Origin of the sequence: Mesorhizobium sp. M7A.F.Ca.MR.148.00.0.0, from assembly GCF_003997735.1 — a bacterium.
Classification (GTDB): Bacteria; Pseudomonadota; Alphaproteobacteria; order Rhizobiales; family Rhizobiaceae; genus Mesorhizobium.
Genome location: NZ_RZTB01000039.1, coordinates 1 through 12975, shown reverse-complemented (window position 1 = coordinate 12975; position 12975 = coordinate 1). Strand labels below are relative to the sequence as shown.

The following is a 12975-nucleotide window of genomic DNA, read 5'->3' as shown; positions in this document are numbered from 1 at the left end:
CTCATGCTATGGGGAGCCACTACAGCGCCGCGCGTCCGTTTGGATGCGCAAAGGACGCTGTAGCACTTTTAATTTGCGCATGATCCTTTCCGAAAATCGATTCCCGATTTTCGGGGTCATGCGGCAAGCGGTCTAGTGGAAGTTTTCCGCCACCGTGCGACCGGGTGCGAAGACATGGGGGCAGGTCCACGAGCGAATGGCTGACCTGGATACAGAGCAGAGAGGCATCACGCAAACCATGGCGGCACGGCTGTGGCATAGCCGCTGGCAGCTTGCGGCCGGCGTCACCGCAGTCGTCGCCGTCTATGCCTTGGCCGGGATTTCAGCCTATGTCGTCCTCGCGGCGCTGCTGTTGCTGCTTGCAGCGGCAATACTGCCGGCCACCGGCGCGCGCCAATCCACCGGCAGCGGCGTTGCCATCGAGGCCATCGGCCTGCAGCGGCTCTCTGGTGAATATCTGGCCGCCGCCGTCGCCGATCCGCTGATCATCTTCGACCGGACCGCCACCATCGTCCATGCCAACGCCGCCGCCTTCGCCGCCTTCGGTGGCATCGCGCCAGGCATGTCGCTGTCGCTGAAATTCCGGGCGCCGGAGATGCAGACCCTGCTGGATGGCGTACTGTCGGGCGATATCGCCTCCGATGTCGTCGACTACATGGAGAAGCTGCCGGTCGAACGGGCCTACCGGGTGAGTGTGTCCTCGGTCGGTCACGCCACCGATCTCTATGTGCTGGTGTTCAAGGACCAGAGCGAAGCACGCCGGATCGACCGCATGCGCGCCGATTTCATTGCCAATGCCAGCCATGAACTGCGCACGCCGCTCGCCTCAATCGCCGGCTTTATCGAAACGCTGCGCGGGCCAGCCCGCAACGACGCGGCGGCGCGCGACCAGTTTCTGCAGATCATGCAGAGCCAGACCGGTCGCATGGCGCGTCTGATCGACGATTTGTTGTCGCTGTCGCGGCTCGAGATGAAACCCTATCTGAAGCCGGGAACCGAGGTGGATCTGCGGCAGACAGTCGACAGCGTCATCGACTCGCTCGGACCGCTGGCCAGCGAAAACGCCGTTGCCATCGAGCGGCACTACGCCGATGGGCCGCTTCATGTGCCTGGCGATCGCGATGAGCTTTTCCAGGTTTTCGAGAACCTCCTGGAAAACGCCTGCAAATACGGGCAGTCGGGTGGGCGCGTGGTTGTATCCATAGTGCATAGCGATGCCGGATCAGAGCCGGGCATCGACGTAACGATCAGGGACTTTGGCCCTGGCATTCCCGAGGAGCACATTCCGCGCATTACCGAGCGCTTCTACCGCGTCGACGTCGAGACCAGCCGGACCCAGAAGGGTACCGGCCTCGGCCTGTCGATCGTCAAGCATATACTGACGCGCCACAACGCCCGGCTTTCGATCAAGTCCGAAGTCGGCAACGGCGCGGCATTCTCGGTTCATTTGCCGACTCACTGATATCGCCCTAATTCAAAGGGACTGTTTCTTTTTTCTGTCATCCGGCTAGCGTATCAGCGGGGATTCGAGGAAACGACTCAAAATCAAAACACCCCGTGGGAAGGCATTTTGCCATGCAGTCCGTGCACATCGTCAGCGCTTATGACGAGGAGTTGAAATATCTGTCGAAGCGCATCGCCGCGATGGGAGGCCATGCCGAGCGCATGGTCGAGCAGGCGGTTACCGCTCTCGTCAATGCCGACCCAGGCCTTGCCCAGAAGGTCATCCGCGACGATACCGTACTGGACGAGGGCCAGCGCGAAATCGACGACAAGGCCATCATCATCATTGCCAAGCGTCAGCCGATGGCGGCGGATTTGCGCGAGATCGTCGGGACCATTCGCATCTCCGCCGACCTCGAGCGGGTTGGCGATCTCGCCAAGAACGTTGCCAAGCGGGTGGTCGCCGTCACCGATGGACGCCAGCCGACCAGCCTGTTCCGCGGCCTCGAGGCTCTGTCCACCCTGGCGTTGACCCAGCTGAAGGAAGTGCTCGACGTCTACGCGTCTCGCGCGGTGGAGAAAATCGGCTTCGTGCGCGATCGTGACGACCAGATCGACGCCATGTACACATCGCTGTTTCGCGAATTGCTGACCTACATGATGGAAGATCCGCGCAACATCACGCCCTGCACGCATCTGCTGTTTTGTGCCAAGAACATCGAGCGTATCGGTGATCACGCCACCAACATCGCCGAGACCATCTATTACATCGTCACCGGCGATCAGTTGCCGGCTGAGCGGCCCAAGGGTGACAAGACCGACAAAATCAGTCTTTCCGAGACGCAGCCGGTGAAGTGAACGCGCCTCTCGAACCGTCACCCGATTTACGCTAAGCTTTCCGGGCTTTGCTTCTATCCTCGTCCGTGGATTTGCTCCGGGAGGTCGTGATGGAAAATGTTCGGAACCTGACCCCGGCGCCTGGGCCGATATCCGGCATTATCGCTTGCGGCGTCTACACGGCGGGGCGCCGCATCGCCGACATTCCCATCGAGGAAGCCGGCGAATGGGCAAAGAAATCCGGTCATGTCGTGTGGATCGGCCTGTTGGAGCCCGACCGTAACCTGTTGCTGCGCGTCCAGGCGCAGTTTCACCTGCATGAGCTGGCGATCGAGGATGCCGAGCACCCGCACCAGCGGCCGAAGATCGAGCAATATGGCGACGCCTTGTTCATCGTCGCCCGCACCGCGCAGTTGATCGACGGTCGGGTCACCTTCGGCGAGACCCATTTGTTTGTCGGCTCAGGCTACATCGTCAGCGTCAGGCACGGTCCCTCGACGTCCTATGCCGCCGTTCGTCAGCACTGGGAAAGCTGCCCGCACTCGCTGGCCAAGGGTGAGGATTTCGTCCTCTATGCCATTCTCGATTTCATCGTCGACAATTACATGCCGGTGCTCGAGCAGATCGAGGACGAAGTCGAGGCGATCGAGGACAAGGTTCTGCTGAAGCCGATGACCGCTCCCGACATCGAACGGCTCTATATGCTGCGCCGCGATCTCCTGCGCCTGCGCAATGCCGCGCTTCCGCTGGTCGAAGTCTGCCGACGGCTGACCAGCGCCGAGCTGCCGCAGATACATACCGCCATGCACCCGCTGTTCCGCGACGTGACCGACCACATCCGCACCGTCCAGGAGAAGATCGACAGCCTGCGCGAAGTGCTGGCGTTCGCTTTCGAGGCCAGCCTCCTGGTCGGCCAGAGTCAGGAAACGGCCAACACCAAGAAACTCGCCTCATGGGCCGCCATCCTGGCGGTGCCGACGGCGCTCGCCGGCATCTACGGCATGAACTTCGACAGTATGCCGGAACTGAAGATGGAGTACGGCTACCCGGTGGTGCTGACCGCGATCGCGCTGATCTGCACGTTTCTCTACTGGCGGTTCAGGAAGAACGGTTGGCTGTGAGAAGAGAGCGAATAGGGAGTAGCGAATAGCGAACACAAAAACGGCTTGCTTCCTGTGACGGAAGGCAAGCCGTTTCTATTCGCTATTCGCTATTCGCTATTCGCTATTCGCTATTCGCTATTCGCTCAGCGACTCCGCCGCCGCTCCGATGCCGGCTGGAACGCCACGCGGGCGTGATATTTGCAGTAGGGTCCGGTTTCGGCGGCTTCGTTGCCGCAGAAATGGAAGTCCTCTGAAAGCGGGTCACCGTTCGGCCATTTGCAGGTTCGCTCGGTCAGCTCGACCAGTTGCAGATGCCGCGAGATCGGCAGCACGACATTCTCAACCGGACGGATGTAATGGCGTGCCACGGGTTCGGCGTCGAACTGCGTCTGCAAGGCGGTCGCGCCGATCGATGTCGTGACATGGCGTGCCGTGGTTGCAGCGCGTGATACCGATTTCTGGACGGTCGATCCTTGCGCTGCCTTCTTCTGGCGTGCCGGTGTGGCGGTCGAGCGTCCGCGGCCCGACAGTTTCAGCCGATGCACCTTCCCGATGACCGCGTTGCGGCTGACCCCTCCAAGCTGCGCAGCAATCTGGCTTGCGCTCAGACCCTCCGACCACAGTTTTCTCAAGAGTTCTACCCGCTCGTCAGTCCAGTTCATGAGACCGCGCTCCTCTAAGCGTGCGGCAATCGGAATCCTTCTCCCGACCCGGCAACATTTGCCGGGGCAGACACCACATATATCTGGTGATTAGGTCCGCCGCACGAAATCTAGTTATTTCTCAACTACAACTACTCTATGCGCTGACTCGGTGACAAGAGTCCCAAGTGCAACACGAATCGGTTTTTTCGGTTTTCCCCAACTTGCCCGGTCGCTGATGAGCCGGCGTCCCGTCGGAGGGCTTGCCGCGCGCCACTACGCGACGTTTTCGTTGACTTCATGGCCGAAAAACGGGATAAGCCGCACAGGCCGCCGCTTTGGCGGCTTTTTTGATTTTCCGGTACCGGAGACGCATATAATGAGCGGTTCGGCGCTTTACGAGACCTTTGCTCGCGCACCCCTGGCCTTCGACCACGGGGAAGGCACATGGCTGATTACCGACAAGGGCGAGCGATATCTCGATTTCGCCGGCGGCATCGCCGTCAATTCGCTGGGCCACAGCCATCCGCATCTGGTCGCCGCACTCACCGAGCAGGCCGCCAAGCTCTGGCATGTTTCCAACCTCTATGAGATTCCGGGGCAGAGCCGGCTTGGCGAGCGGCTGGCCGACGCCACCTTCGCCGACAAGGTGTTCTTCACCAATTCCGGCGCCGAGGCGCTGGAATGCGCGATCAAGACGGCGCGGCGCTACCATTTCGTCAAAGGACATCCCGAGCGCTTCCGCGTCATCACCTTTGAGGGCGCCTTCCATGGCCGCACGCTGGCGACCATCGCGGCTGGCGGCCAGTACAAATATCTCGAAGGCTTCGGCCCCAAGGTCGAAGGTTTCGATCAGGTTGGCTTCGACGATATCGAGGCCGCCGAAAAGGCGATCACGCCGGAGACGGCCGCGATCCTGATCGAGCCGGTGCAGGGCGAGGGCGGTATCCGCCCGGTGCCGACGCAGTCGCTGAAGCGGCTCAGGCAATTGTGCGAACAGCACGGCCTGCTCTTGATCTACGACGAGGTCCAGTGCGGCATCGGCCGCACCGGCAAGCTGTTCGCGCATGAATGGTCAGGTGTTACGCCAGACATCATGGCGATCGCCAAGGGTATTGGCGGCGGCTTCCCGATGGGCGCCTGCCTTGCCACGGATGAAGCGGCCGTCGGCATGACCGCTGGCGTGCACGGCACCACGTTCGGCGGCAATCCGCTTGCCATGGCCGTCGGCAACGCCGTGCTCGATGTCGTGCTGGAAGACGGTTTCCTCGAAGATGTCCAGCGCAAGGCGCTGCTAATGAAGCAGGGGCTGGCGTCGGTCGCCGACGAATTTCCCGAAATCATCGAGGACATCAGGGGTGCCGGGCTGATGCTCGGCCTCAAATGCGCCATGCCCAACACCAAGGTGAACATGGCCTTGCGCGACCAGCACCTGCTGGCGGTTCCGGCCGGCGACAACGTCATTCGCCTGTTGCCGCCGCTCACCGTCACCGACGCCGAGATCCATGAGGCGCTCAACCGCATCCGCGCCGGCGCCAAGGGCCTGGCGGAGGCGATCGCTTCCGCCGCGGCGAAGTAATCCCGGAACCATTGCAGATGTCAGTTCGCCATTTCACCGATCTTTCCACCGTTTCCGAAGGCGATCTGCGCTTGATGCTGGACGATGCGGTGGTGCGAAAGGCGCGCCTCAAGGCCGGCGAACGCACCAAACCGCTCGAAGGCAAGGTGCTGGCAATGATCTTCGACAAGCCGTCGACGCGCACGCGCGTCTCCTTCGACGTCGGCATGCGGCAGCTCGGCGGCGAGACCATCATGCTGACCGGCACCGAGATGCAGCTCGGCCGCTCCGAGACCATTGCCGACACCGCCAAGGTGCTGTCGCGCTATGTCGATGCGATCATGATCCGCACCACCTCGCATGAGCGCCTGCTGGAATTGACCGAGAACGCCACCGTGCCGGTGATCAACGGATTGACCGACGACACCCATCCCTGCCAGCTGATGGCCGATATCATGACCTTCGAGGAACATCGCGGTCCGGTCGCCGGCAAGACCATCGCCTGGACCGGCGACGGCAACAATGTGCTGCATTCCTTGCTTGAGGCCTCGGCCCGGTTCCGCTTCAACCTCAACGTCGCCGTGCCCGAGGGCAGCGAACCGGCGCAGAAGCATATCGACTGGTCGCGGGCACATGGCGGCAAGCTGCACTTCACCCGCTCGCCCGAGGAAGCCGTCGATCAGGCCGACTGCATCGTCACGGATTGTTGGGTCTCGATGGGTCAGGAGCATCGCGCCCGCGGCCACAACGTGTTCTCGCCCTATCAGGTCAACGCCAAGCTGATGGCCAAGGCCAAGCCGGACGCGCTGTTCATGCATTGCCTGCCGGCGCATCGTGGCGAGGAAGTGACGGACGAGGTCATCGACGGGCCGCATTCGGTGGTCTTCGACGAGGCCGAGAACCGGCTCCATGCCCAGAAGGCCGTGCTTGCCTGGTGTCTCGGCGCTTGAAGTGTCTCGGCGCTTGATCCCCGGGAGCTTGATCTGCGGGGGTGTGATGCCTATTTGCGCCGCATCACGCAAATCAAGCGCGTTTCGACGCATGCGCCCCGGAGGGCGGCATGGCCGCGCCCTGGAGCTTTGTCATGTTGGAAACCTATCAAGTGACTGAACATCACCCCAAACTCGGCGAATTCGGCTATGCCGGCGACGATCACGTCGTGCCGTTCGAGGTCGGCCCTCTCGATGTGCGAGGCCGCACGGTCCAACTCGGGCCGATGCTGGACGCCATCCTCAGCCGCCACGATTATCCCGAACCGGTCGCCCGCCTGCTGGCGGAGGCCTGTGTGCTGACCGTGCTGCTCGGCACTTCGCTGAAGTTCGAGGGCAAATTCATCCTGCAAACCCGCACCGACGGGCCTGTCGACATGCTGGTCGCGGATTTTTCCACGCCCTCGGCATTGCGCGCCTATGCGCGTTTCGATGCCGACCGGCTGGAAGCGCTGGTCGCGGCCGGCGAAACCTCGCAGCAGACCCTGCTCGGCAGCGGCGTGCTGGCGCTGACCATCGACCAGGGCGCTCATACGCAGCGCTATCAAGGCATCGTCCAGCTCGATGGCGAGACGCTGGAAGATGCGGCACGCACCTATTTCCGCCAGTCGGAGCAGATCCCGACCGATCTCAGGCTGTCGGTGGCCAAGCTTTTGACGCCCGGTCCCGGCGGCGCCCGCGAGCAGTGGCGCGCCGGTGGTATCCTGGCGCAGTTCCTGCCGCAGTCGCCCGAGCGCATGCGCGTCCCGGACCTGCCGGGTGGCGATGGCGATCCGCGCGAGGAGATCCACGACCCGGTGGACAATTCCTGGCAGGAGTTGCTGGCGCTGCTCGGCACGATCGAGCCGACCGAACTGATCGACCCGACAATCGGTGCCGAGCGGCTGCTTTACAGGCTGTTCCACGAGCATGGCGTGCGCGTCTTCGGCGGCGTCCCGGTCGCCGACCAGTGCTCGTGCTCCAGGGACAAGATCCACGGCATCCTCGAGGGTTTTTCCGCGCAGGAGATCAAGGACAGTACAGAGGACGGCGGCATCCACGTCGCCTGCGAATTCTGCTCGAAGCAATATGACTTCGACCCGGCGGAATTCGCGGCGCAGTAGAGAGAAAACCACGCCTCACCGGCCGCGGAGCGGCCGGTGAGGCGAAATCAATTCACCGTCCGCCGCGTCCCCGGCAGGTCCAGCGAAAACGCCGGAATGGCGATGTCGAATGTCTCGCCCCGCTTGTTGCGCATCGTGTAGTGCCCGACCATGATGCCGGATGGTGTCGAGAGCGGGCAACCGGACGTGTATTGGTAGCTGTCGCCGGGATTGAGTTCGGGCTGGTCGCCGACGACGCCGGGGCCGCGCACTTCCTCGACCCGGCCAGTGCCGTCGGTGATATGCCAATAGCGCGACAGAAGCTGCACGAAGTCGTCCGACTGATTGTCGATCGTTATTTGATAGCCCCAGACATAGCGGTTCTCCGAGGGATCCGAACGGTCCTCCAGATAGAATGGCCTGACCTGCACTTCGATGTTGCGCGTGACGGCGCTATACATAAGCGGCTCCAAAAAACGGTTCCAGCGGAACTTTCGGCGCTCTGTGCGGTTAGGTCAACCGACCGAAGCCTCCTCTGGCCGACCTCGCGGGCAGGTGCCGACAAAGAATGTCATTTAAGTGACATATGACAATGATGGTGTGCGCGGACTGGTGATGCGCGACTCGGGCGCTCTGCTGAACTGTTGAAACCGGCCATCTTGCGGACCGGTTTTCCTGGAGTGACCGGATTTCGATGGAACTCACTCTCATAGCCGCCACGCTTTCAACTGTCCTCATCCTCTCGAATCTCGCCAGCATCGTGCTCGCCGCTTCGCGTCTGAAACGGCGCCACACCATTGGGCCGCCGGCCGCCAAGCCGCGGCCGGTGTCGATCGTCGTGCCGTCGCGCGGCGTCGAGCCGTTCACGCAGGAGACGCTGGAACGCGCCTTCTCGCTCGATTGGCCGCGCTACGAGTTGATTTTCTGCGTTGCCCATGCCGACGATCCGGTGGTCAAATTGATAAACAGGACGATCGTCCGGTTTCCGAAAGTGCCAGCCCGGCTGCTTATCGGCGACGACCGCATCAGCGCCAATCCGAAACTCAACAATTGCGTCAAGGGCTGGGAAGCGGCGCGGCACGACTGGGTCGTCCTGGCCGATTCCAACGTGCTGATGCCGAGAGACTACGTCCAGCACCTGATGGCTGCCTGGCGGCCCGGCACCGGCCTTGTCTGCTCGACGCCGATCGGCTCCCGGCCTGCCGGCTTCTGGGCCGAGGTCGAATGCGCTTTCCTCAACACGCTGCAGGCGCGCTGGCAATATGCCGGCGAGGCGCTCGGCCTTGGCTTTGCCCAGGGCAAGAGCATGCTCTGGAACAAGCCGATGCTCGACGCCAATGGCGGCATCCGCGCGCTGGCCGCCGAGATCGCCGAGGACGCCGCCGCGACCAAGCTGGTGAACAGCCTCGGCTTGCGCGTCAATCTCGTCGCCGCCCCCTTCGAGCAGCCGCTTGGCCGGCGCTCGTTTGACGAGATCTGGTCGCGTCAGGCCCGCTGGGCGCGCCTGCGCCGCGTCACTTTCCCGCTGTTCTTCGCACCCGAAATCCTGACCGGCGCCGTGGTGCCGCTGGTGCTTGCGCTGATTGCCGCAGCCAGTGCCGGTTTCAGCCTCTGGGCAACCGCCATTGCCGTACTGGCGGCCTTCTACCTTCCGGAGTGCGCCCTGGCCTGGTCCAAGGGCTGGTACCTGTCGCCACGCATGGTCGCCGCGATCATGGCGCGCGACCTGATCCTGCCGGCGATGTGGGGACGCGGCTGGCTCGGCGGCGCCGTCGACTGGCGCGGCAATGCGATGACCATCGGCACCAAGACGGCCGAGCTGGAAGAGACGCCGTCCGGCGCCTGAAGCCTCCTACCTGGCCTTCAGCGCCTGCGCGATGTCCTCGAGCAGATCGTCGGTGTCCTCCAGCCCAACCGAAAGTCTGAGCGTGCCCGGCCCGATGCCGAGCTCGGCGCGCGCCTCATCGCTCAAATTCTTGTGCGTCGTCGTCGCCGGGTGGGTGATCAGGCTCTTGGCGTCGCCGAGATTGTTGGAGATCAAGACGATGTCGAGCGCGTTCTGCAAGGCGAAGGCCGCCTGCTTGCCGCCCTTGACGTCGAGGCAGATCAGCGTCGAGCCGCCCGCCATCTGCTTCTTGACGATATCGGCCTGCGGATGGTCGGCGCGCCCGGGATAGATGACGCGGGCGATCTCCGGCCGCTCGGCCAGGAAATCCGCGATCCTGCCCGCGCTTTCCGTCTGCTGGCGCACACGCAGCGGCAGCGTCTCCAGGCCCTTCAGCAACGTCCAGGCGTTGAACGGCGAAAGGCTTGGGCCGGTATGGCGGAAATAGTCGTGCAGGTTCTCGTCGATCCACTTCTTGTCCGACAGGATCACGCCGCCGAGACAGCGCCCCTGGCCGTCTATGTGCTTGGTCGCCGAATAGACGACGATATGGGCGCCGAGCTGCAAGGGCTTCTGCTGCAGGGGCGTGGCGAAGACATTGTCGACGATCAGCCTTGCGCCGATCGAATTGGCAAGCGAAGCGACAGCGGCGATATCGACCACTTCCAGCGTCGGATTGGTCGGGCTTTCCAGGAAGAACAGCTTGGTGTTCGGCTTGACCGCCTTTTCCCAGTTGGCGATGTCGGTGCCGTCGACCAGCGTCGCCTCGATGCCGTATCTCGGCGCCAGCGTCTCGACCACCCAGCGGCAGGAGCCGAACAGCGCACGTGCCGCCACGATATGGTCGCCGGCCTTGGCGCTGCACAGAAGGGCGGCCGTCACCGCCGCCATGCCCGACGCGGTGGCGCGCGCGTCTTCGGCGCCTTCCAGGGCGCACATGCGTTTTTCGAACATGTCGACGGTCGGATTGGCGTAGCGCGAATAGATGAAGCCCGGTTCCTCACCCTTGAAACGGGCTTCGGCGGCCTGCGCCGTTTCGTAGACATAGCCCTGGGTGAGGTAGATCGCTTCCGACGTTTCGCCGAAACCGGAACGCAGCGTTCCGCTGTGCACGAGTGCCGTCTGAGGCTTCCAGTTGTGCTTCTTGGTGCTCATCGCTTTTCTTCCAGACACAAAAAAACCGGCCGCGAAAGTCGCAACCGGTCCATACGGCCTTGCGGCCCGACGGTCCTTTAGCGACTTGTTTAACGTGGCTGCAAGCCGACCGGCCAAATCACCACGGGATAACGACCCTTTAGACCCGCACCGCGCTTGCGTCAATTGCCGGCTTCATTAAGAGGTTTGTACCAAGCAGGTTCCGCAAAAGTGTTCCACGGTTTTGCGACCAGAACCTGCGACAAGAAAAACGTCTGACCTAGGAGTGGAGCCTTGCGGCAGACAGGCATTCTTCCCGATCAGGACATATCGGCGCTGTTCCAGTCCGGCGCGCTGAAGTCGGCGCGTGCGCTCGACGCCGACCAGATCCAGCCGGCCAGTCTCGATCTCAGGCTCGGCGACAAGGCCTGGCGGGTGCGGGCCTCCTTCCTGCCCGGCCCCAACCACAAGGTCTCGGAAAAGCTCGACCGGCTGCAGCTGCACGAGATCAATCTTGCCGAGGGCGCGGTGCTCGAGACCGGCTGCGTCTACATCGTGCCCTTGCTTGAAAGCCTGGCGCTGCCGGCGGACATTTCGGCCTCGGCCAATCCGAAGAGCTCGACCGGGCGGCTCGACATCTTCACCCGCGTCATGACCGATCGCGGCCACGAGTTCGACAAGATCGCTGCCGGCTATCATGGCCCGCTCTTTCTGGAAGTCAGCCCCCGCACCTTCCCGATCGTCGTGCGCACCGGCTCGCGCCTGTCGCAGATCCGCTTCCGCACCGGCAATGCGCTGCTCTCGGAAGCCGAGCTGCACGCCCTGCATCGCGCCGAGATGCTGGTCGCTACCGAGCCGCCGAACATTTCCGGCGGCGGCATCGCGCTGTCGATTGACCTCAACGGCGACCAAAACGGCCTGGTCGGCTACCGCGGCAAGCATCACACCGGCCTCGTCGATGTCGACAAGCGCGCCGCGCAGGAAGTCGTCGACTTCTGGGAGCCGATCCACAAGAGCGGCGCCGGCGAACTGGTGCTCGATCCCGACGAGTTCTACATCCTCGTCAGCCAGGAGGCGGTGCACGTGCCGCCGCTCTACGCCGCCGAGATGACGCCCTTCGATCCGCTGGTCGGCGAATTCCGCGTCCATTATGCCGGCTTCTTCGATCCGGGCTTCGGCCACTCCGCGTCTGGCGGCACGGGCAGCCGGGCGGTGCTGGAAGTGCGCAGCCATGAAGTGCCGTTCATTCTCGACCATGGCCAGATCGTCGGCCGGCTGGTCTACGAGCATATGCTGAAGCGGCCGCAGGCCCTCTATGGCACCGATCTCGGCTCCAACTACCAGGCGCAGGGCCTGAAGCTGTCCAAGCATTTCCGCGCCGCGCGCTGAGCGCCGCCGTCAGGCAAAATACTTGCCTGCGCTGGCTCGCCATGCTTGGCTGCCTTGCTGGTCGTCAAGATGCCGGCGTTCAAGGGGAACCAAGAAAATGCAGATTTCAAAATGGATCATATCGGCAGCAGGCGCTGCCATGCTGGTGGTGGCGGCCGGCTCGCTTTCGCAGGCGCAGGAGAAAATCAAGATCGGCACGGAGGGCGCCTATCCGCCGTTCAACACCATTACGGCTGACGGCAAGGTCGAAGGCTTCGACATCGACATCGCCAATGCACTATGCGCGCAGATGAAGGTCGAGTGCGAGATCGTCACCCAGGACTGGGACGGCATCATTCCCGCTTTGCAGGCGAAGAAATTCGACGCCATCATCGCCTCGATGAGCATCACCGAGGAGCGCAAGAAGCAGGTCGCCTTCACCAACAAATATTATACGACACCGCTGGCTTTGGTGGCGCCGAAGGACAGCGATCTCACCTCGACCGAACCGGCGGCCCTTGCCGGCAAGACGGTCGGCGCCCAGGCTTCGACCACGCAGGCCGACTACGCCCAGAATGAGTATGGCAAGGCAGGCGCGGAGGCAAAGCTCTATCCGACCCAGGAAGAGGCGATCACCGACCTGACCAACGGTCGTCTTGACGCTGTGATCTCGGACAAGTTCGTCCTGATGGATTGGCTGAAGAAGGCAAGCGACGGCTGCTGCAAGCTGGTCGGCGACGTCAAGGGCACCGAAACGCAAGCCGGCATTGCCGTGCGCCTGGAAGACACGGCCCTGCGCGACAAGCTCAACGCGGCCATCGATGCGATCGTTGCCGACGGCACCTACAAGAAGATCCAGGCCAAGTATTTCGACTTCGATATTTATTGAGGCTGGGCGCTTCTTCCCTTCTCCCCTTGTGGGAGAAGGTGTCGCC

The 12975-nt window shown here is 62.8% G+C and carries 12 protein-coding genes and 1 riboswitch; of the genes, 9 read left to right on the top strand and 3 right to left on the bottom strand.

What is annotated here, in order from left to right:
- Positions 1-196: 196 nt before the first annotated feature.
- The 3 genes from EOB49_RS16625 (at position 197) to EOB49_RS16615 (ending at position 3401) form a co-directional block, all read left to right on the top strand.
- Positions 197-1462: an ATP-binding protein gene (locus EOB49_RS16625; protein ID WP_127381598.1), complete on the top strand. Its 1266-nt coding sequence runs from the start codon at positions 197-199 to the stop codon at positions 1460-1462.
- Positions 1463-1575: 113 nt separating this feature from the next.
- Positions 1576-2301 carry a phosphate signaling complex protein PhoU gene (gene phoU / locus EOB49_RS16620; protein WP_127319336.1) on the top strand — a complete coding sequence of 242 codons (726 nt, stop codon included), beginning with the start codon at positions 1576-1578 and terminating at the stop codon, positions 2299-2301.
- 89 nt (positions 2302-2390) lie between these two features.
- Entirely contained in the window at positions 2391-3401 is a 1011-nt protein-coding gene (locus tag EOB49_RS16615; RefSeq protein ID WP_127381597.1) for a magnesium and cobalt transport protein CorA, read from the top strand.
- Between the two features lie 125 nt (positions 3402-3526).
- Here the strand turns inward: EOB49_RS16615 and EOB49_RS16610 are convergent, their stop codons facing one another.
- Positions 3527-4045: a GcrA family cell cycle regulator gene (locus tag EOB49_RS16610; RefSeq protein ID WP_127267146.1), complete on the bottom strand. Its 519-nt coding sequence runs from the start codon at positions 4043-4045 to the stop codon at positions 3527-3529.
- A gap of 358 nt (positions 4046-4403) precedes the next feature.
- Between EOB49_RS16610 and EOB49_RS16605 the strand changes: the two genes are divergently transcribed.
- From EOB49_RS16605 to EOB49_RS16595, 3 genes are all read left to right on the top strand, one after another.
- Positions 4404-5603 (top strand): aspartate aminotransferase family protein, encoded by a 1200-nt coding sequence (locus tag EOB49_RS16605; RefSeq protein ID WP_127381596.1) that lies wholly within the window; start codon positions 4404-4406, stop codon positions 5601-5603.
- A 17-nt stretch (positions 5604-5620) separates the two neighbouring features.
- Positions 5621-6532, top strand: coding sequence for an ornithine carbamoyltransferase (gene argF / locus EOB49_RS16600; RefSeq protein ID WP_127267144.1), 912 nt, complete (start codon positions 5621-5623; stop codon positions 6530-6532).
- A 110-nt stretch (positions 6533-6642) separates the two neighbouring features.
- The gene (locus EOB49_RS16595; RefSeq protein WP_127381595.1) at positions 6643-7674 is read left to right on the top strand and encodes an Hsp33 family molecular chaperone; all 1032 of its coding nucleotides are present in this window, start codon (positions 6643-6645) and stop codon (positions 7672-7674) included.
- 47 nt (positions 7675-7721) lie between these two features.
- Here EOB49_RS16595 and apaG read toward each other — a convergent pair whose 3' ends face one another.
- A complete protein-coding gene (gene apaG / locus EOB49_RS16590; protein WP_013533640.1) occupies positions 7722-8114 on the bottom strand; it encodes a Co2+/Mg2+ efflux protein ApaG in 393 nt (130 codons plus the stop codon).
- A gap of 233 nt (positions 8115-8347) precedes the next feature.
- Here apaG and EOB49_RS16585 point away from each other — a divergent pair, with 233 nt between their 5' ends.
- Positions 8348-9499 carry a ceramide glucosyltransferase gene (locus EOB49_RS16585; protein WP_127319326.1) on the top strand — a complete coding sequence of 384 codons (1152 nt, stop codon included), beginning with the start codon at positions 8348-8350 and terminating at the stop codon, positions 9497-9499.
- Positions 9500-9505: 6 nt separating this feature from the next.
- Here EOB49_RS16585 and EOB49_RS16580 read toward each other — a convergent pair whose 3' ends face one another.
- Complete coding sequence (locus tag EOB49_RS16580; protein ID WP_027039511.1) at positions 9506-10693, bottom strand: O-succinylhomoserine sulfhydrylase; 1188 nt, start codon at positions 10691-10693, stop codon at positions 9506-9508.
- A 57-nt stretch (positions 10694-10750) separates the two neighbouring features.
- Positions 10751-10828: riboswitch (SAM riboswitch) on the bottom strand.
- Positions 10829-10966: 138 nt separating this feature from the next.
- Between EOB49_RS16580 and EOB49_RS16575 the strand changes: the two genes are divergently transcribed.
- On the top strand, positions 10967-12061 hold the full coding sequence (locus EOB49_RS16575; protein WP_127381594.1) for a 2'-deoxycytidine 5'-triphosphate deaminase: 1095 nt from the start codon (positions 10967-10969) through the stop codon (positions 12059-12061).
- Positions 12062-12158: 97 nt separating this feature from the next.
- Entirely contained in the window at positions 12159-12929 is a 771-nt protein-coding gene (locus EOB49_RS16570; protein WP_127381593.1) for an ABC transporter substrate-binding protein, read from the top strand.
- Positions 12930-12975 lie beyond the last annotated feature (46 nt).

Coding starts and splice junctions, on each gene's coding strand:
- EOB49_RS16615 (WP_127381597.1), top strand. CDS start 2,391: ATGGAAAATGTTCGGAACCTGACCCCGGCGCCTGGGCCGATATCCGGC.
- EOB49_RS16580 (WP_027039511.1), bottom strand. CDS start 10,693: ATGAGCACCAAGAAGCACAACTGGAAGCCTCAGACGGCACTCGTGCAC.
- EOB49_RS16570 (WP_127381593.1), top strand. CDS start 12,159: ATGCAGATTTCAAAATGGATCATATCGGCAGCAGGCGCTGCCATGCTG.
- EOB49_RS16605 (WP_127381596.1), top strand. CDS start 4,404: ATGAGCGGTTCGGCGCTTTACGAGACCTTTGCTCGCGCACCCCTGGCC.
- EOB49_RS16595 (WP_127381595.1), top strand. CDS start 6,643: ATGGCCGCGCCCTGGAGCTTTGTCATGTTGGAAACCTATCAAGTGACT.
- EOB49_RS16610 (WP_127267146.1), bottom strand. CDS start 4,045: ATGAACTGGACTGACGAGCGGGTAGAACTCTTGAGAAAACTGTGGTCG.
- phoU (WP_127319336.1), top strand. CDS start 1,576: ATGCAGTCCGTGCACATCGTCAGCGCTTATGACGAGGAGTTGAAATAT.
- EOB49_RS16625 (WP_127381598.1), top strand. CDS start 197: ATGGCTGACCTGGATACAGAGCAGAGAGGCATCACGCAAACCATGGCG.
- argF (WP_127267144.1), top strand. CDS start 5,621: ATGTCAGTTCGCCATTTCACCGATCTTTCCACCGTTTCCGAAGGCGAT.
- EOB49_RS16585 (WP_127319326.1), top strand. CDS start 8,348: ATGGAACTCACTCTCATAGCCGCCACGCTTTCAACTGTCCTCATCCTC.
- apaG (WP_013533640.1), bottom strand. CDS start 8,114: ATGTATAGCGCCGTCACGCGCAACATCGAAGTGCAGGTCAGGCCATTC.